Origin of the sequence: Neobacillus sp. OS1-32 (assembly GCF_030915425.1) — a bacterium.
Taxonomy (GTDB): domain Bacteria; phylum Bacillota; class Bacilli; order Bacillales; family Cytobacillaceae; genus Neobacillus; species Neobacillus paridis.
Map to the genome: position 1 here is coordinate 3,262,120 of NZ_CP133263.1, position 18,153 is coordinate 3,280,272.

General features: G+C 42.2%; 21 protein-coding genes. 1 reads left to right on the plus strand and 20 read right to left on the minus strand.

All coding sequences use genetic code 11. The annotated features are described in order from the left end of the window. Positions 1-112: 112 nt before the first annotated feature. The 17 genes from RCG24_RS16285 to metG form a co-directional block, all read right to left on the minus strand. Positions 113-343, minus strand: coding sequence for an anti-sigma-F factor Fin (locus RCG24_RS16285; protein ID WP_202655468.1), 231 nt, complete (start codon positions 341-343; stop codon positions 113-115). 186 nt (positions 344-529) lie between these two features. Beyond that, positions 530-1,090 (minus strand): aminoacyl-tRNA hydrolase, encoded by a 561-nt coding sequence (gene pth, locus RCG24_RS16290; RefSeq protein ID WP_202655492.1) that lies wholly within the window; start codon positions 1,088-1,090, stop codon positions 530-532. 131 nt (positions 1,091-1,221) lie between these two features. Continuing rightward, a complete protein-coding gene (locus RCG24_RS16295) occupies positions 1,222-1,860 on the minus strand; it encodes a 50S ribosomal protein L25/general stress protein Ctc (RefSeq protein ID WP_202655469.1) in 639 nt (212 codons plus the stop codon). Positions 1,861-1,999: 139 nt separating this feature from the next. Further along, positions 2,000-2,956, minus strand: coding sequence for a ribose-phosphate diphosphokinase (locus RCG24_RS16300; protein WP_202655493.1), 957 nt, complete (start codon positions 2,954-2,956; stop codon positions 2,000-2,002). A 21-nt stretch (positions 2,957-2,977) separates the two neighbouring features. Next, complete coding sequence (gene glmU, locus RCG24_RS16305; protein ID WP_308077488.1) at positions 2,978-4,351, minus strand: bifunctional UDP-N-acetylglucosamine diphosphorylase/glucosamine-1-phosphate N-acetyltransferase GlmU; 1,374 nt, start codon at positions 4,349-4,351, stop codon at positions 2,978-2,980. Between the two features lie 195 nt (positions 4,352-4,546). Further along, complete coding sequence (gene spoVG / locus RCG24_RS16310) at positions 4,547-4,837, minus strand: septation regulator SpoVG (RefSeq protein WP_003347151.1); 291 nt, start codon at positions 4,835-4,837, stop codon at positions 4,547-4,549. A 177-nt stretch (positions 4,838-5,014) separates the two neighbouring features. Further along, positions 5,015-5,389, minus strand: coding sequence for a 2-iminobutanoate/2-iminopropanoate deaminase (gene ridA / locus RCG24_RS16315; protein ID WP_306792968.1), 375 nt, complete (start codon positions 5,387-5,389; stop codon positions 5,015-5,017). 2 nt (positions 5,390-5,391) lie between these two features. Then, complete coding sequence (gene purR, locus RCG24_RS16320; RefSeq protein WP_202655472.1) at positions 5,392-6,222, minus strand: pur operon repressor; 831 nt, start codon at positions 6,220-6,222, stop codon at positions 5,392-5,394. Between the two features lie 113 nt (positions 6,223-6,335). Next, entirely contained in the window at positions 6,336-7,205 is an 870-nt protein-coding gene (gene ispE / locus RCG24_RS16325) for a 4-(cytidine 5'-diphospho)-2-C-methyl-D-erythritol kinase (protein ID WP_202655473.1), read from the minus strand. 417 nt (positions 7,206-7,622) lie between these two features. Beyond that, positions 7,623-7,805: a small, acid-soluble spore protein, alpha/beta type gene (locus RCG24_RS16330; RefSeq protein WP_202655474.1), complete on the minus strand. Its 183-nt coding sequence runs from the start codon at positions 7,803-7,805 to the stop codon at positions 7,623-7,625. Between the two features lie 133 nt (positions 7,806-7,938). After that, positions 7,939-8,202: a biofilm formation stimulator Veg gene (gene veg, locus RCG24_RS16335; protein ID WP_202655475.1), complete on the minus strand. Its 264-nt coding sequence runs from the start codon at positions 8,200-8,202 to the stop codon at positions 7,939-7,941. A 296-nt stretch (positions 8,203-8,498) separates the two neighbouring features. Continuing rightward, on the minus strand, positions 8,499-9,389 hold the full coding sequence (yabG, locus tag RCG24_RS16340; protein WP_374049102.1) for a sporulation peptidase YabG: 891 nt from the start codon (positions 9,387-9,389) through the stop codon (positions 8,499-8,501). 107 nt (positions 9,390-9,496) lie between these two features. After that, the gene (rsmA, locus tag RCG24_RS16345) at positions 9,497-10,375 is read right to left on the minus strand and encodes a 16S rRNA (adenine(1518)-N(6)/adenine(1519)-N(6))-dimethyltransferase RsmA (RefSeq protein WP_308077490.1); all 879 of its coding nucleotides are present in this window, start codon (positions 10,373-10,375) and stop codon (positions 9,497-9,499) included. Continuing rightward, the gene (gene rnmV / locus RCG24_RS16350) at positions 10,368-10,931 is read right to left on the minus strand and encodes a ribonuclease M5 (RefSeq protein WP_202655478.1); all 564 of its coding nucleotides are present in this window, start codon (positions 10,929-10,931) and stop codon (positions 10,368-10,370) included. Before rnmV ends, rsmA begins: the two co-directional genes overlap by 8 nt. 160 nt (positions 10,932-11,091) lie before the next feature. Next, complete coding sequence (locus tag RCG24_RS16355; protein WP_308077491.1) at positions 11,092-12,198, minus strand: ubiquitin-like domain-containing protein; 1,107 nt, start codon at positions 12,196-12,198, stop codon at positions 11,092-11,094. Positions 12,199-12,507: 309 nt separating this feature from the next. Continuing rightward, complete coding sequence (locus RCG24_RS16360) at positions 12,508-13,275, minus strand: TatD family hydrolase (protein ID WP_202655480.1); 768 nt, start codon at positions 13,273-13,275, stop codon at positions 12,508-12,510. Between the two features lie 165 nt (positions 13,276-13,440). Further along, on the minus strand, positions 13,441-15,405 hold the full coding sequence (metG, locus tag RCG24_RS16365; protein ID WP_202655494.1) for a methionine--tRNA ligase: 1,965 nt from the start codon (positions 15,403-15,405) through the stop codon (positions 13,441-13,443). 502 nt (positions 15,406-15,907) lie between these two features. Between metG and RCG24_RS16370 the strand changes: the two genes are divergently transcribed. Further along, positions 15,908-16,192, plus strand: a complete 285-nt coding sequence (locus RCG24_RS16370; protein WP_202655481.1) for a transition state genes transcriptional regulator AbrB — start codon at positions 15,908-15,910, stop codon at positions 16,190-16,192. A 54-nt stretch (positions 16,193-16,246) separates the two neighbouring features. Here RCG24_RS16370 and rsmI read toward each other — a convergent pair whose 3' ends face one another. Genes rsmI through RCG24_RS16385 form a run of 3 tightly spaced genes read right to left on the minus strand, consistent with a single transcriptional unit; the run spans position 16,247 to position 18,117 of the window. Continuing rightward, on the minus strand, positions 16,247-17,122 hold the full coding sequence (gene rsmI, locus RCG24_RS16375) for a 16S rRNA (cytidine(1402)-2'-O)-methyltransferase (protein ID WP_308079200.1): 876 nt from the start codon (positions 17,120-17,122) through the stop codon (positions 16,247-16,249). Then, positions 17,100-17,387 carry a GIY-YIG nuclease family protein gene (locus RCG24_RS16380; RefSeq protein ID WP_202655482.1) on the minus strand — a complete coding sequence of 96 codons (288 nt, stop codon included), beginning with the start codon at positions 17,385-17,387 and terminating at the stop codon, positions 17,100-17,102. The genes rsmI and RCG24_RS16380 overlap by 23 nt, the downstream gene beginning before the upstream one ends. Beyond that, on the minus strand, positions 17,374-18,117 hold the full coding sequence (locus tag RCG24_RS16385; RefSeq protein ID WP_308077492.1) for a tRNA1(Val) (adenine(37)-N6)-methyltransferase: 744 nt from the start codon (positions 18,115-18,117) through the stop codon (positions 17,374-17,376). The genes RCG24_RS16380 and RCG24_RS16385 overlap by 14 nt, the downstream gene beginning before the upstream one ends. Positions 18,118-18,153 lie beyond the last annotated feature (36 nt).

Consider the following 18,153-nt stretch of genomic DNA (forward strand, 5'->3'; position numbering starts at 1 on the left):
ATCGTTCTTATCTGCTGCTTTCCATTTTTCTTATTTAGTTCTGTGAGATTATAAGGAAATATCATTTACAAATGGCAATAGAAAAATGCTTTGGAGATCGATCCAAAGCGGATTAGTGTATAAGGAAATCGTATTGATGGTAATCAGGGTTTCGTTCCAAGCTTTCCTGACAGTCTTCACAAATTGCCCTTATCTGAATGTCACCGGATGGTTCATATATAACCATATCCTGTCTCTCTTGTTCTGTTAATTTATCAAGGCCAAGTACTTCCGAATGAACTGATACTTGCTCAATCGAGCCAAGTTTTACGCCACAATGACGACAATAATAATGAATGGCCACACCTGTCCCTCCCTAATCTGCTATTCCTTTACTAGTATGAACGCTGCCGGAGGAACTTATTCACATCTGATTGTTTTCAAGGAATTTTTTCCAGTTATATTTCTTTATTGTATGAACGGGTGGCCTGTATCATGATCTATTAGCTTAGCCGAAGGTGCCTTGAACAGGCTGGCACGGGAGTATCGATTACTTATTGTACTGATTCATTACCTGTAAAAAAGGCAATGTGAGCCAAGCCTCACAGGCCTCCGCACTCTTTTTTAGCGCCGCTTGGATCGCTGCGCTCTCGTCCGGACGGAATCTGCCTAAAACATAGTCAATAATACTGACCCCTGGTTCCGGTCGATCGATCCCAATCCGAATCCGGTTAAATTCTTGAGTCCCTAAATGGGCCACAATCGATTTGATGCCATTATGTCCGCCCGGACTGCCTTTTTGCCGCAGCCGAATTTTCCCAACCGGCAAATCAAGATCATCATAAATGATCAGCAAATCCTCTATCTCTATTTGATAGTAATCGATCACTGCTCTGACCGCCTCACCAGACAAATTCATAAAGGTCAACGGCTTTAACAACAACACCTTTTGCCCCGATGCCTGTCCGATTCCGTACAAGCCCTTCCACTTTGACTGCGACAGCGGGATGTTCAGGCGTTTCGATAACTCATCAATGGTATCAAAGCCGACATTATGTCTTGTGTGTTCATATTGCCTTCCCGGGTTTCCCAAACCAACAATTAATCTCATCTGTCCTTCTTTCTCTCCCTCTCCCGCTTTAACCTGTCTTTTCAATAATTTCCGAAACATCGCTATCTCCCATTTTAAAATTATGCGATAAAAGACGTAACCTGGTCCAGGCTACGTCTGTTTCTCTAGTTTTACTCTTTACCCAGCGGCTCTGTTTCTCTTCCTTCTTCATGAACAGGATGACCGCCTTCCTGCTGCTCACCGGCATTAATTTCCTCTTCCTGCTTTGGCGGCAGAATCGAGGCAATGACTGTATCGTCTTCGAGGTTAATCGTAAAATCACCTTGGTGAAGAATATCGCCAACTGTTGTGGTTTCACCAACCTGAAGGTTTGTCACATCCACTTCAATTTGTGGAGGAATTTGATCCGGCGTGGTCGTAATCGGCAGTTCATGCAGCACCTGCTGCAAAACACCGCCGTCTTTAACACCGGCAGCTTCTCCCGTTAAAACAAGTCTGACATCAACGGTAATGTTTGATTTTTTATCGACGGCCAAAAAATCAATATGAATAATTTGTCCATTGATACTGTCCGCTTGGTAGTCAGATAATATGACATCTACTTTATGGCCATCGACATCTAAAGAAATAATGCCATTTCTGCCTGACTGGCGTATCGTCTTTGTTAAGTCAGCCGAGCTAACAAACACCGGTTTGTTTTCAACCCTGGCTCCATAAATAACCGCAGGAATATTGCCATTATCGCGGATTTTTTTTAATGCTGACCGCCGCATATCCTTCCGCTCCTGTGCTTGTAAAACAGTACTCATGAGTTTGCCACCTTCCTATTTTTTTCGAAAGACTCTTTATAAATATCCCCAAAATAGGAAGGGTTAAACATTTTTTATCCACGAACGAAAGAAGGTAAATGACGATTCACGCTCCAGACCCTTTTCCGGACGATACTGATTAGTCAAACAAGGTGCTGACCGATTGTTCTTCGTGAATTCGGATGATCGCTTCAGCAATTAATGGTGCAACTGAGAGAGTCTTAATCTTGGCAATCTTCTTTTCTTCCGGAAGGGCAATTGAATTGGTTACAATCAATTCTTTTATTTTTGAATTTTGGATACGCTCAATCGCCGGGCCGGATAATACCGGGTGGGTACAGCTGGCGTATACTTCTTTCGCTCCGTTCTCTACGAGGGCGTTAGCCGCCAGTGTGATGGTTCCAGCGGTATCAATGATATCATCAATCAAAATGGCAATTTTCCCTTCGATATTACCAACAATGTTCATTACTTCTGCGACATTCGGTCTTGGACGGCGTTTATCAATAATGGCAATTGGTGTTTTTAAGCGCTCTGCCATTTTTCTGGCCCGAGTTACCCCGCCATGATCCGGTGAGACAACGACAATATCGCCGGTTAACTCCCGTTGTTTAAAGTAATCAGATAAAATCGGTACGCCCATTAAATGATCAATTGGAATATCAAAGAATCCTTGAATTTGCGGTGCATGTAAATCCAGTGTCAACACACGTGTTGCCCCGGCAGTTTCCAGCAAATTAGCTACCAGCTTAGCAGTAATCGGCTCTCGTGAGCGGGCTTTTCGATCCTGACGGGCATAACCGTAATAAGGCATAACAATATTAATCGTTTTTGCTGAAGCTCGTTTTAAAGCATCAATCATGATTAATAATTCCATCAGATTTTCATTGACTGGCTGGCTGGTTGATTGAATCACATAAACATTGCAGCCGCGGACACTTTCTTCAATATTAATCTGAATTTCTCCGTCACTGAATCTGTGCACGGCACATCTACCTAATTCTACGCCAACTTCCTTGGCAATTTCTTGTGCCAAGGGTATGTTCGAATTTAAACTGAACAACTTTATTTTTGGATCTAAATATTGATTTGACATCATGAGCCTCCGTAATTGGTCTTATTTCTTAAGCTTAAGTTTGTCTACATAGTTTTCCTTGTTTTCTTGCCGTGCACGCGCAATCGATAGTGCATTTCCAGGTACATTCTTCGTGATCGTCGAACCTGCGGCTACATACGCTCCTTTACCAATCGTGACTGGAGCCACCAAGTTCGAGTTACAGCCAATAAACACATCATCTTCAATTTTCGTTAAATATTTATTTTTTCCATCATAATTAACCGTAATCGAGCCACAGCCTATATTCACGCCGCTGCCCACTTCTGCATCGCCAATATAACTGAGATGGGAGGCTTTGCTGCCTTGCCCAAAAACAGACTTTTTAATTTCAACAAAGTTTCCAATTTTGACATCATCGTAAATATTGGAGTCTGGACGAATATGGGCAAATGGACCAATATTAACCCGTGACCCAATCGAGCTGCAAAAAGCAGCTGATTGCCGAACCACTGTGTGATCGCCAATTTGACACGACTCTATTTCTGAATATGGACCAATTTGGCAGTCTTCGCCAATCAATGTCTTTCCTTTTAACATCGTTCCCGGATATATAACCGTATCCTGACCGATCGTCACATCCGCTTCAATATAAGTGTTAGCCGGGTTGATAATGGTTACACCATTACGCATATGCTGTTCATTAATGCGGGAGCGCATAATCCGCTCTGCTTCCGCCAAGGCTACCCGATCATTGACACCTAAAGTTTCGTTTAAATCATTGGTTTGATAGGCCGAAACCACTTCACCCTGATTTTTTAGAATTTCAATAACATCCGGTAAATAATATTCCCCTTGAACATTGTCGTTAGAAACATGCTTTAAAGCATCAAATAAGGTAATATTATCAAAACAATAGGTTCCCGTATTAATTTCGTTAATAGTCCGTTCAGCCTCAGTAGCATCCTTGTGCTCGACTATTTTTTCCACGAGCCCATGATCATTACGTACAATGCGGCCATAGCCTGTCGGGTCTGCTATTCTGGCCGTAAGGATGGTGGCTTTTGCATTTGTGTCCTCATGATGTTTAAAAAGTGCTTCCATCGTTTCCGCCTTCATTAACGGGGTATCCCCACAAACAACAATGGTCACTCCTTCTTTCCCGGCCAAACGGCTTCCAGCCTGCATGACAGCATGTGCTGTTCCAAGCTGCACCTCCTGTAAGGCATAGCTGGAGGTTTCACCTAATTGTGCCTTAACCTGCTCAGCACCGTGGCCAATGATCGTCACCATTTCCTCAATGTTAAGCATTTGGACCTGATCCACTACGTGCTGGACCATTGGCTTACCACATACCGGATGCAGCACTTTATAAAGCTTTGATTTCATCCGCGTTCCTTGTCCTGCGGCTAAAATCACAGCATAACGATTAGACATGGACAATCCTCCAATATCTTTTTATCCTTTTTACCCATTATAAAATATTATCGTAAACAGGGATTCATTTCAAGAAGAACAGTGGGAGGTTTATTTTGTCAAATATACAGAGAACGTAGAGGAAATGATCGAGGATTTGGTTTTTCCAATATAAAAAGAGCCTTCAGCGAAGAAAGGCCCTAGTTGTTTTCAATCTCAGGAAGCTCCGGCTTCTTCAAATTCCACTTCTAACTCACCAAGGCGGTGGTACTCAGCCAAAACAGCTTCTTGGATTTTCCCGCGCGTTCCTGAATTGATTGGATGGGCAATATCACGAAATTCCCCATCAGGAGTGCGCTTGCTTGGCATTGCCACAAATAAACCGTTGTTCCCGTCAATAACTCTGATGTCATGAACAACAAATTCATTATCTAAAGTGATTGAAGCAATTGCCCGCATACGTCCATCAGTATTAACGCGGCGTAGTCTTACGTCAGTTACTTCCATGTGCTCACACCCTTTTCCTTTTGATAACAAGCTAGTTTAATAATTCCACAAAACCCCGCGGATTCCTTCCTTATTTGAAAAATTTTTTGAAAAATAAGGGCTCAATAGTGAACTTATGTAAAAACGGGCATTTTTTAACATTTGCAATAAAAAATCTCAACAATCGTATTTATCTTACTATTTAACTAATGCGATTACCTCAATTTCAATTAGGACATCTTTGGGCAGGCGGGCTACTTCCACGCAGGAACGTGCCGGTTTATGGACTGAAAAATATTCCCCATACACTTCATTAACTGCGGCAAATTCATCCATATTTTTAATAAATACAGTTGCTTTGACAACCGTCTCCAATGAGCCACCTGCTGCTTCAAGCACTGCCTTCAGATTACGGAATACCTGGTGAGTTTGTTCTTTAATGCCACCTGAGATTAGTGTTCCTTCTGGTGTCAAGGGTATTTGCCCGGAACTGTAGAACATATTGTTAACAATTATTCCTTGTGAATATGGACCAATCGCAGCCGGTGCTTGATTAGTTTGAACGTATTTCAATTTCATTTCCCCCCATTTTTAATAAAATAATTTCCTTCATGGACCTTTATCTTTTTTTCCTTTACGTCAACATTTGATAGTCTCACAAGGGAAAGATAGTCATCGACTAACCGCTCTTCCGTTTCTTCTGCCTCAACTAAAACGGCAATCCCGGCAACATGGGCATTAAATTCCTCCAGCATGCTGATCATTCCCATGACCGTGCCGCCAGCCTTCATAAAATCATCGACAATTAATACGCGTGATCCTTGTTTCATACTCCGCTTCGAAAGGACCATTGTTTGAATTCGCTTTGCCGAACCAGAAACATAATTGATGCTAACGGTTGGCCCTTCGGTTACTTTGCTATCCCGTCTTACCATAATAACCGGTACATTCAATTGACTGGCAACAGCGTAAGCAAGTGGAATTCCTTTTGTAGCAATTGTCATGACCACATCAATATCGGTCTCGGCATAGGCTGAGGCAATAATTCGTCCGGCCTTTTGGACAATCGTAGGATTGCCTAAAATATCAGTCATATATAAATATCCACCTGGTAACAGCCGTTCAGGGTCAGCAATCAACTCGCAAAGCTCCTGCACAAAAGGTTTTGCTTCCTCCATACTGACTTTTACAAAAAATTTGACACCCCCGGCCGCCCCGGAAACGGTTTGCAATGTGCCGATTCCTCTTTGCTCAAATGTTTCTTTAACAATCGCCAAATCCTCACTGATGGATGACTTGGCAGAAGAATAGCGTTCAGCAAAAAAGGTGAGCGGCACCAGCTCACGCGGATGATCCAGTAAATAATTCGTCATATCAATAAGACGTTCACTGCGGCGAAACTTCATAACAACCCCCCCAAAAACCGGTATGGCAAATACAAAAGATCTTTTGTGACGTACTGCCCATTTTCCCGCCAAAACCGTATATTCTAATTAAAGAATACTATTATTGTGCGGTTTTAATCAAGCGAATGTCGTTCACCCAGCATTCTTACCGCAAAAACTTGATCACAAAAACCTCTTAATCCGTTGTAAATCCGGTGCATTCTGGAATCATGCTGCACCAGTCCAAAAACCGTTGGACCGCTGCCGCTCATAAGAACAGCATCCGCGCCGAATCGCTTCATTTGATCCTTGATCTGGGCTACCTCCGGATGAAGATTTAATGTTACATCCTCCAAAACATTGCCGACATTTGCACAAACCTGTTGATAATCATGCTGATGAATCGCGTTAATCATGGCAGCAATATTGGGATGCCCACACCCATTTATGTTTAGCCGGCGATAGACTTCAGCGGTTGAAACACCTATGAATGGCTTTGCTAAGATGACCCAGCAGGTAGGGGGAGCAGGCAACTCTGTAATCGATTCCCCCCTGCCTTTTGCCAACGCTGTGCCGCCATAAACACAAAAAGAGACATCAGATCCAATTTCACTGCCAAGTTTGGCTAATTCATCCAACGTCAAACCAAGTCCCCACAGTTTATTTAACCCTCTTAACGTTGCTGCAGCATCACTGCTTCCACCGGCAAGCCCGGCAGCTACCGGGATGATCTTCTCAATCGTGATGACGACACCTTTTTTTACCTGATATCGATCCTTTAACAGCTGTGCTGCTTGAAAGGCCAAATTTCGCTGATCATCAGGTACATAGCGATTATGGGAAAGAATATGTATTTTATCGTCATTTGTTAATGCCAGCTCTACCCGATCAGCCAGATCAATGGTAGTCATAATCATTTCAACCTCATGATACCCATCAGGCCGTTTATATAAAACATCCAATGCTAAATTTATTTTAGCCGGTGCTTTGACTAAAAGCTTCACGCTTGTCCACCTACTTTATCGTTCGTTCCTTAATCCAGCTCCACAAGGAATGCTTCATCAGAATTATCATCGCACGAAGAAAAAGCGTTAGCTTTTTCAAGGAGCGCCTATCCCCTCGAGGTCAAATAACCTTCGACCTAAAAAGTCAAAAACGGACTTTTAGAACATTTGCTTGTTGGGGCTGACCGAGGCGCTTGCGCTTTTTACTTCGTTTCCACATTTTGTCCTATTTTACCACAAAACGAACCATGTAAGACGTATTTTATGATTGATATCCTGTGAAAAATAATATTCTAATGGTTGCTGTTGTTGCAAATCAGACAAATTTAAAGGTCAGAAGGAAATTCCTCCTGACCTGACTGTGGTATATTGTTTGTTTATTTTCAAAAGCAGTGATTTCCTTGAAAAGGCCTAAGATTATTGAGAACTCCTGTTGGCTATTTGCTGCTCCGCGAGTTCAATGGCACGTTTCACCATATTTCCCGCATCTCTGGCACGAATACCGCCCCAGCCTTCATTTTGAACAACATCGTAGAAACCAAGATCCTTTGCCAGCTCTTCCTTAAACCTTTCGGACATAATACCTCTTCTTCTGCCCATCTAAACAACCCCTTTCATACCACAGTATCTTTAGTATAGGGGGATGCAGCTGCTTTCATGATGTCCAAAAATTTCCTGTAAATAGCAAAAGCAGTAAACATGCGCAAGTTTACTGCTATCCATTGCCCATAGCCTAGCTTAGAGCTGCACGTCCTGCTGTATCTTCATAGAAGGTAATTTGAACCGTTTCTGTTAGCACATCAGCGTAACTATAAGAAACACGTTCAAAAGCATTTTCCTCCTGATCCAACTCAATTACAAAAACAGAAGGGTAAGTTTCGGCAAGAACACCCGAACGTTCAATCGTTTTCCGGCGTCCTCCGTTTGCCTTCAGCAACAATCTTTTCCCTAAATTTGAATCAAGGGCTTTTTTAATATCCGCCAAGGTTTTTGTCATTCGGTCCACCTCACTAATGTAAAGTATAACAAACTGACACAGTTTTGTCAAACAAAAATATAAATTATATCAGTCCAACAAAAAGTTTGTCAATATATTTTATCCTATTTTTTATTTCTAATTTTCAACATTTCTTATCATTGCCTTAATATCGCTAAATATGTATAATTACAAAAATAAAATCAAAAGATAAAGGGCGAAGTGCCTAAAAGCTGGACTAAACTCGATATATGAATAATTACTATTCAAGCTGAAGCCATCTTAATACTGTAGCACTCGGCCCTTTTTTCCTATAGCTAATTTTCATCCTGAATCGTGTTAAAAGGCATTCCGGTCCTTAGGACACCTCTCGTTTCAATTCCCCCTAATCCCTTCGCACCCGTTAAGGTATTTCGTAACACGTCCCAAACGTTAATCCGCTCCATAAATGGAGTAAAGCTGATTTTTGCCACAATATAAACCGGATCCAGTGCATGAATGTTAATTCTTGAAGGAGAACTGGCAAAGTTTGCACCAGCATGAATCAACGACTCAAAATGAGATTGACATGCTCCGGCGAAAATCACCAATTGATCCAAATGGGGTACCTTTTTCCTCGCCTCTTTAACCGTTTGCACGAAATGTTTTGAATGACGATAGGCATTAATATCGGACATTTTCCCCTTCGCTTTGGAATAAGCGTCATGGCCGGTAATCACCAAAATATCTGGACGGTAATAGTCAATTAATCCGCCAATTTTCAGCGCCATTTCCTTTTCATTACAGTGAAATCCTAAAACAGGAACACCTATTTTCTCATATAAAGCCATACATTTTTTTAAGTAAGCCGGGTCCCCGTCTAAATGAAGCACCTTCCCTGGAATTTGAAAATAGTTACTTGGCTTGACATACCCGCCTGTCACTTCATATTCCTGTCTCTCCCGCAGCAGATCAACATCCTGTGTAAACAGCTTGAGCGATTGTTCTTCAAGTGTCCGATATTCCTTCGTTATCTTTTGTCTCTCCGTTTGATTGATGGCGACCAAATCCTCATATGGTGCATCAGCAACTAGGCGAAAATCTTCCCCAAATAAGAACGCAACCTTCCGGCCATCTATCATTTGTATATCGATAACACGAAAGAGAAGATCACAATTATATGAACGTCTTCCGACAATATCATTTATTTTTATATCCACTGCCGTCACTCCAAATTAGACCAGCAAATCAGGCCTTGAATAAGGTTTCTTTTCATAGGCTATGCATAGAAGGATGTCCGTGTGAAATTTGCAAAAAAAATAGACCCGCACAGGGTCTAGTGAAAATAATGATACAATTCGTCACTTAAACGGGCAAATTCTGCTAATGACAGTGTCTCGCCTCGTCGCGACGGTTCAATCCCGCTTGTTTCCAATGCTGAAAGAATCTCTCCCTTCTTTCGTTTGCCGTCAGCAAGCTGGCTTGTTAAGTTATTTAATAAGGTTTTCCTTCTTTGGGCAAAGCACGCCTTCGTCACTTGGAAAAAGAACTGCTCATCCTTTACCTTGACGGCAGGAGATTCCCTTTTAGTCAGCCTGATGACAGCTGAATCTACATTAGGCTGGGGTACAAATACGGTTTTCGGTACAATCATCACCGTCTCTGCTTCCGTATAGTACTGCACCGCAATCGAGAGGGAACCATAATCTTTTGTTCCCGGTACGGCTGAGATCCGGTCAGCGACTTCTTTTTGCAGCATACAGACGATACCGCGGATTGGCAGCCGCTCCTCCAACAGCTTCATAATGATTGGCGTTGTCACGTAATAGGGCAAATTCGCAACTACCACAATATCCTCGAATTCGGTGAATTCTTCAGCTATCACCTGCTGCACATCGGCCTTCAACACATCGCTATGAATAACCTTGACATTATCATAAGGTGCTAATGTATCGGCTAAAATCGGTAATAGCCGCTGATCAATTTCAAAAGCTACCACCTTTTTACTCAGGCGGGCAAGCTGCTCTGTCAATGCTCCGATCCCCGGTCCAATTTCAATCGCTCCGGAATGATCGGTTAGCTCAGCAAAACTAACAATCTTTTTTAAAATATTGGTATCAATTAAAAAGTTTTGTCCTAAGCTTTTCTTAAAGGAAAAGCCGTATCTTTCCAAGATTGCCCGTGTTCTCAAAGGGGTGGCAATATCTTTATCCATTTTTTTGTTCCTCCTGCCGAACAATCATTAGCGCCTCGATAAATTCCTGTTTGCTGATCTGAAATATCATTAAGCGTTTATGCAGCTGCTTTCCATTTGTATAGCCTATTTTTAACAGTTTCCCTAATTGATTCCGCCGCTCTTTCGCACCTGGTCCGCCAATCAAACCGGCCGTTATTAAATCTTCCTGGGAGATTTCCTCAGCAATTGTTTCCCTCGTGATTTGCGCATTCTTTAATGCCCCTCGAATTGCTTCAGGGGTGGCATGCTCGACACCAACACCCTTTCCACCCTTGGCGAGGGCTTCCTCTTTAGGTAAAAAAGCATGTTTACATCCAGGAACCTGATCCGCAATCGTTTTTCTTATTTTTTCACCAGGATAATCAGGATCGGTAAATATAATCACTCCTCGTGTTTCCTGAGCCCGCTTTACCTTTTCAATTGTTACTTGGTTGACGGCCGACCCATTGGTTTCAATCGTATCGGCGTCAACCGCCCGTTTGACTGCTGTTGTATCATCCTTGCCTTCGACAACAATAATTTCCTGAATACGCATGAATCCTCCAAAAGTCAAAAAAATTTAAAAAATAAAAAAAGCTGAAACATTTTTGTAATGTTCATCGTCTATATTAACGATACAAATCATATAATCAAGTATAATTAAGTTGAAGAAAAAAGCAAAATGCAGCGGACTGAGCGTCCCCTGCATCATCTCCTTACTGTAAGATTTTTATTTTGACTTTCTTCCTGCCCCAATGGTAGGCCTCAGACTTAGACGGCATGAATAAATCAATTTTATATCCTTTAATTGCACCGCCTGTGTCGGCAGCAACAGCATAGCCGTAGCCTTCAACATACACCTTTGTGCCAAGCGGGATAACCCTTGGGTCCACGGCAATCACTTTTGCATTCGGATTGGCCCGAAGATTAAAGCCGGTTGCTGTCCTTCCGGAACAGCCGTTGCAATACGCTGTATAGGCTGTTGCCGTTACATAATATTCCGTTCCTGTTGTCACTCCGCGGGATACCTGCTGCGTTGTATCCCTCGTTCCAACAGCCAGCACCTGATCTTTTTTCTCGCGTATGACATGCTGCCTGATTAGATTTCTCGAGACCTCTTTGCCATTTTCCAAAACCACTTCGTATTGTTTGGAGATCAGTCCTGGCTTCCCTGGAGTAATGGTTTTTTCTATCCCTTTTGATAGACGATGATCCTTTTTGGTAATCACAGCAAAATCGAGAGGTTCTTCCACTACATCGGTGACTTTTTCGACGCGAATGACATTAACAACGTCACCTTTTTTAATCGTTTCTGTTAACGATGGTTCAACTCGGTCCATTTCAGCTAGTTCAATGCCCTGTTTTGTTAAAAAGTCAGCGACGGTAGTCGAAGTAGACCACACCTTTTTCTTTTTTCCGCCATCAATCAGTTGAAGACGAAAAGCTTTTTTAATGCCGATCCTCATTTTATGCTTGATTGCTGCTTCTGGAATTGGTGTAATCCAATCACGCTCATTCATTTCGATCTTCTGTTCATTTAGAAGCTCAGCCACAGAACCAGCTGTAGTCCAAATCGTTTTTTTCTCGTTGTCCTTGACAATCGTTACCTGTCTCGCTTGCTTCCATATGACATTAAGGTTATCCGTTACCTTATGGTTTGCCTTTGGCTGCAAGTAGTCTTTTGAGTGGGCGGCTACATCCAGCTCATCCAACAATTCACGAACGGTCGCGGCATGGGTTTTGACGATGATTTCTTCACCATTTAAAGTAACCGCAACCGTTTTCTTTGAACCTTCATAAGTGAAAACCCCAAGAGCTGTCAATAAAACTGTGAAACTAGTAAAAGCAATGGCCGCACTCCTCCCACTCAAAGACTTGAAAAACAGGCTTTTCATGTTTTTGAATACGATGAAAAACGCCTCCTTTTCCTGGAGAGATTATCTTGAATCAGACGGTCGACTGTAAATCTTTGCCTTCCTCGCAAAGGTATTTTTAATTATGCATAAGATTTAGAACTTTGCAAAGATAAACTTATCGACATCGTTATCCTATGTGGAAAAGGAGACATGTAGAACTTTTTGTTATTAGAAAAAATTAGGACAAGCTTCCAAGGCATTCGACAAAATGGTTTATCATTTTATGGCGAATAATTTTTTGGCATTTCGGGTAGTTGCTGCGGCAACCTCTTCCAGTGTCAAGCCCTTTATTTCCGCAATTTGCGCCGCTACAAGTCTGACATATCCCGGTTCATTGCGCTTTCCGCGGTATGGGTGAGGCGCTAAATACGGACAATCTGTTTCAATTAAAAGCCTGTCCAATGGGACTTCCGCCGCCACTTCCTTTGGCTTTTTGGCATTCTTAAACGTCACCGGACCTCCCAAGGAAATATAAAAGTTCATTTTGATACACTCTTTTGCCACCTCGGGACTGCTGCTAAAGCAATGCATAATGCCGCCTACTTCCTCAGCCCCTTCTTGCTTGAGGATTTCGATAATATCAGCTGTAGCCTCGCGGTTATGGATGACGATTGGTAGCTTTACTTTTTTAGCAAGCCGAATTTGTTTGCGAAACACCTGTTTTTGGATTTCCTTTGGCGACTTATCCCAATGGTAATCCAGGCCCATTTCTCCTAAGGCAACGACTTTCGGGTGGGAAGCCAATTGTTCAATCCAGTGAAGATCCTCCTCGGTCATATCAATGGCGTCAACCGGGTGCCAGCCAACACAAGCATAAATAAACGCATAGGCCTCTGCCAGTTCCATCGCCTTTTGGATGGTTGGACGATCAAATCCGACCACGACCATATGGGTGACACCCTCATTTTGGGCCCTTTCAATTACATCCTGTAAATCTTCGTGATATTGTTCATCATTTAAATGCGCATGTGTATCAAATAACATTGTGAAAGACTCCTCTTTATGAATTTTTTCCCACCATGTCAAATAAACCAGAAAAAAAAGGAAAAGCCACGAAATTTGTTACACGTGGAACATCGAAATCGAAAGCTGAGCATTTCCTAAAGGAAAGGCGCCTTCATATTCCATAGGCGCCTTCAAGTTTCGAGGTTATTTTACTTTTGCTCCCTTTGGCAAGGTTTGATCCACTGTAGCTAATGCTAACCGACCGTCTTTAGAACCAGCAAGGATCATCCCTTGTGATAACTCTCCGCGCAGCTTCACTGGCTTTAAGTTGGTGATGCAGATGACCTTCCGACCAACCAGTTCTTCAGGTTTATAGTATTGGGCAATTCCGGAAACTACCTGGCGCTTTTCATAGCCAAGGTCAAGCTGCAGCTTTAATAACTTATCTGCCTTTTTCACCGGTTCACATTCAATAACTTCAGCAACACGCAAATCAATCTTCATGAAATCATCAATCGAGATTTCCGCAAGTGCTTCCGGTTTTTCTTCCTGCTTTTCTTCAACCTTGGATGTCTCTTGAGTACCGCCTTGCATTTTGCTTTTGATAAATTCCACTTCATCAGTAATTTCCAGTCTAGGGAATAATGGGGCGCCTTTTTCCACCTTTGTTCCACTTGGAATCACCCCAAAGTTTTCAAGGCTTTCCCATGATTGCAGCGCTTCATCCTGAATCCCCAGCTGTTGAAAGATTCCGCCTGGAGTACGTGTTAAAAATGGCTGTAACAGAATCGCAATGCGTCGTAATGATTCTGCCAAGTGAACCATGACACTGGCAAGCTCCGCTTTTCGCGCTTCATCCTTGGCCAGCATCCACGGCTGTGTTTCATCAATATATTTATTTGTCCTGCTGACCAATTGCCAAATGGCGGTCAAAGCCACGGAGAACTCCATTTTTTCCATAGCTTCTTCATATTTTGCCACCGTTTCCCGATTAACTTGGAGCAGCGACTCATCAAATTCGCTTACGGAGCCGGCGTAATCAGGGATAGTTCCGGCAAAATACTTTTCAATCATGGCAACGGTCCGGTTTAACAGGTTGCCCAGATCATTAGCTAAATCAAAATTAATTCTTTCGACAAAACCTTCAGGAGTAAAGACTCCGTCCGCGCCAAACGGAACTTCCCGCAATAAATAATAACGAAGCGCATCTAACCCATAGCGGTCAATTAAGGTAACAGGGTCAACGACATTCCCCTTTGACTTCGACATTTTGCCGTCCTTCATCAGCAGCCAGCCATGGGCAAATACCTTCTTCGGCAGCGGCAGATCTAAAGCCATCAGCATAATTGGCCAATAAATTGTGTGGAAGCGGACTATTTCCTTTCCTACCAAATGAACATCCGCCGGCCAATACTTCAAATATTTGGCATCATTGTCTGTTCCATAACCCAATGCGGTGATATAATTGGACAGAGCATCGATCCAAACATAGATCACATGCTTTGGATCGCCTGGCACCTTAATTCCCCAATCAAACGTTGTTCGTGAAACAGCCAAGTCCTCAAGCCCCGGTTTAATAAAGTTATTAATCATTTCATTCTTCCGTGACTCCGGCTGAATAAATTCCGGGTTTTCCTCGTAATATTGTAACAGTCTATCTACATACTTACTCATTTTGAAAAAGTACGACTCTTCTCTGACCTTTTCTACCGGACGTCCGCAGTCGGGACAATTGCCATCGACCAGCTGGCGGTCAGTAAAAAAGGATTCACATTGGGTACAATACCAGCCTTCATATTGGTCAAGATAAATATCACCTTGCTCCAGGAGTCTCGCAAAGATCTTTTCAACCACCTGCTTGTGGCGGTCTTGGGTTGTCCGGATAAAATCATCATAGGAAATATCAAGCTTTTGCCACAGTTCTTTAATTCCGCTGACAATCCCATCAACATATTCTTGCGGTGTAATCCCAGCTTCTGCTGCTTTGCGTTGAATTTTTTGTCCGTGCTCATCGGTTCCCGTTAAATACATGACATCATAACCGCGCATCCGCTTATAACGGGCCATTGCATCCCCGGCAACAGTCGTGTACGCATGTCCGATATGTAAATTTCCGCTTGGATAATAAATCGGTGTCGTTAAATAAAAGGTTTTTAACTTTTCCTCCATCATCAATGCCTCCTCAATTTTAAGCCCCATCTTACAAGTATTACCTATTTTTTCTACTTCTTATCAACAAAATATACCGAAAAACATAGCTTTGTGCAAGAAACCCTCTAAGAAAAGAAAAGTGCGATGTTTATGCTGCCGAAGCGTTCCTTGCGGAGCTGGACAATTCTAAAAGCTAATTTTTTTCCTTTTTACACCCACAAAGAATTTTACCATAATCGAAGTGTATAGTTGAAAAAATAATCCCCTTTCTATAAATTTGTCGTTTTATAGCATAATTAATTTGGTAATATTAAAAGAGCAAAGGCTATATTAACGCCCTGAAAATCTTATAAAACTAGCAGTGATCAACTGATAAAAATTTTTCCCTTATTTTTCAAAATTAAATTATTGACGAATTTGGGAAACGCTGGTATTATGAATCTATAAAAAGTTTGTCGAATAATGGCGAATTAATAAAGATACAAATATCATAGTCTAATAGTGAGAGGAGATTAATAAAATGAAATCTACAGGTATTGTTCGTAAAGTTGACGAGTTGGGCCGTGTGGTAATTCCTATCGAATTAAGACGTACTCTTGGCATCGCTGAAAAAGATGCATTAGAAATCTACGTTGATGATGATCGCATTATTTTAAAGAAATATAAGCCAAACATGACTTGTGCGATCACTGGTGAAGTTTCTGATGATAACCTGTCACTTGCCGGCGGTAAAATTATTTTAAGCCGTGAAGGTGCAGAATTATTAATTAAAGAAATCCAAAGCAATTTTGAATTAACAAAATAAAAACCGATTCAGCTAAAAGCTCCAGACCCATGAAGGGTTTGGAGCTTTTTGTTTTTATCGTTGAAGATGATAGGCTTGATAAACCTCTCGTTTGGGCACTCCCCGGTCTTTTGCCGTTAGCTTAATCGCTTCTTTTGAGGTCTGCTTTTTAACGGTAATATAATAATGGACATGTTCTTCAAGCGTTAACTCCGCCCACCAGCTGTCGGTATCTTCCACCTGCTCATTAGAGCCTTCGACAATAAGACAAAATTCGCCCCGAATTTCATTCTGATTGGCCCATTGAATGATTTCTTTAAGGCTACCTCGAATAAATTCTTCAAATTTTTTCGTCAGCTCACGGCACAAAGCGATCTTCCGATTGCCCAAGACCTGTTCCATAAGTGCCAGGGTCTCCTTCAATCGGTGCGGCGATTCATAGAAAATTAACGTCGCTTGCTGCTGCTTTAAACTTTCCAATTGTTTCAGCTTCTCGCGCTTATTGCGATGAAGAAAGCCAAAAAAGTAAAATGGCTGACAGGATAATCCGGAAGCAATCAGTGATGTCAGGGCAGCATTAGCACCCGGCAGCGGTACAACGGTTATTTTTTCATTTATCGCGCTATTGACAAGTTCATAGCCAGGGTCTGAAATCGCCGGCATCCCGGCATCACTGACCAAGGCAATTTTTAATCCATCCTTTAACTTATGGATCAGCTTTTCGCCACTAGATTCCTTATTATGCTCATGGTAACTGACAATCGGGGTTTCAATCTCAAAGTAGTGCAGCAGCTTCATGGTATTCCTAGTATCCTCAGCAGCAATCAAATCGGCTTCCTTTAATATTCTGATTGCCCGGTAGCTGATATCCTCCAGATTTCCAATTGGCGTTGGAACGAGGTACAGGATCCCTTTTTGCTCCTGATTATCAAAGCTCTTCTGCTGCCACATGATCATCACTCGTCTCCCTTAAAATATAGTCCAGTTTTTGTTTGCGTGATAAATGCTTAAACCAATACTCTGCTTTCAGCGCCTCACTTTTGCTTTCATAGCCTTTTGAAAAGGTTAGGGTTACTGGTCCTCTGCCGCGTGTATATTTCGCCCCTTTTCCTTCATTATGAAGCTTTATTCTCCGCTCCAAATTATTCGTATAGCCGCCATAAAGGCTGCCATCAGCACATGTTAGGACATAAAAATAATGTTCATGACTCTCCATATAAAATCTCTCTTACTTCCTTCGTATATTCATTATCTTTATTATAGACAATCAGCGGCTTTTCAATTTTTAACTCGGGACTGCCATCCTTAATCGCCTCAATTAGCAGTGTATTGGCATCCTTCCCTGCCTTCGGATAGACAAACTGCATCCGTTTTGGCTCAAGTCTGTACTTCCGCATTAATGTGATGATGTCAATTAACCTTCCAGGACGATGGACAAAGGCCACTTTGCCACCCTGTCTGACTAAATCACTTGCCACTTTTACAGCATCCTCCAATGTACAAAGAATTTCATGGCGGGCAATGGCGAGATGTTCATTGGGGTTCATTTCACTCTGCGGCGGCGTCGTAAAATAGGGCGGATTGCAGGTGACAACATCATATTTCCCATACCCCAGCTGCCGCGGCATATCCTTTATATCGCCAAGAATCATTTGCAGGCGATTTTCAAGACCATTGTACTCGATACTTCTCACCGCCATATCATAAAGCCGCGGCTGGATTTCGACACCAGTAATGCTGCCCTTCGTCCGTGCACTTAAAAATAACGGAATCACACCATTTCCGCTGCAAAGATCCAACAAATTCCCTTTTTGGATCGGGACATAAACAAACCTTGCCAGCAGCACCGCATCCAGTGAGAAAGCAAATACAGACGGACTTTGAATAATTCGCAAATTTTCAGCTAATAAATAGTCTAAGCGCTCATCATCCTTTAATTTGACCACTTCTACCATCCTTTTTCTCTATTGTCCAGCTCCCAG

Bases quoted from the DNA above. Each gene is read 5' to 3' on its own strand.
- rnmV (WP_202655478.1), bottom strand. From the start codon at position 10,931: ATGCGTATTCAGGAAATTATTGTTGTCGAAGGCAAGGATGATACAACA.
- purR (WP_202655472.1), bottom strand. From the start codon at position 6,222: ATGAAGTTTCGCCGCAGTGAACGTCTTATTGATATGACGAATTATTTA.
- RCG24_RS16370 (WP_202655481.1), top strand. From the start codon at position 15,908: ATGAAATCTACAGGTATTGTTCGTAAAGTTGACGAGTTGGGCCGTGTG.
- metG (WP_202655494.1), bottom strand. From the start codon at position 15,405: ATGGAGGAAAAGTTAAAAACCTTTTATTTAACGACACCGATTTATTAT.
- RCG24_RS16295 (WP_202655469.1), bottom strand. From the start codon at position 1,860: ATGAGTACTGTTTTACAAGCACAGGAGCGGAAGGATATGCGGCGGTCA.
- veg (WP_202655475.1), bottom strand. From the start codon at position 8,202: ATGACAAAAACCTTGGCGGATATTAAAAAAGCCCTTGATTCAAATTTA.
- spoVG (WP_003347151.1), bottom strand. From the start codon at position 4,837: ATGGAAGTAACTGACGTAAGACTACGCCGCGTTAATACTGATGGACGT.
- RCG24_RS16360 (WP_202655480.1), bottom strand. From the start codon at position 13,275: ATGTTATTTGATACACATGCGCATTTAAATGATGAACAATATCACGAA.
- RCG24_RS16380 (WP_202655482.1), bottom strand. From the start codon at position 17,387: ATGGAGAGTCATGAACATTATTTTTATGTCCTAACATGTGCTGATGGC.
- glmU (WP_308077488.1), bottom strand. From the start codon at position 4,351: ATGTCTAATCGTTATGCTGTGATTTTAGCCGCAGGACAAGGAACGCGG.
- pth (WP_202655492.1), bottom strand. From the start codon at position 1,090: ATGAGATTAATTGTTGGTTTGGGAAACCCGGGAAGGCAATATGAACAC.
- rsmA (WP_308077490.1), bottom strand. From the start codon at position 10,375: ATGGATAAAGATATTGCCACCCCTTTGAGAACACGGGCAATCTTGGAA.
- RCG24_RS16330 (WP_202655474.1), bottom strand. From the start codon at position 7,805: ATGGGCAGAAGAAGAGGTATTATGTCCGAAAGGTTTAAGGAAGAGCTG.
- RCG24_RS16300 (WP_202655493.1), bottom strand. From the start codon at position 2,956: ATGTCAAATCAATATTTAGATCCAAAAATAAAGTTGTTCAGTTTAAAT.
- rsmI (WP_308079200.1), bottom strand. From the start codon at position 17,122: ATGTGGCAGCAGAAGAGCTTTGATAATCAGGAGCAAAAAGGGATCCTG.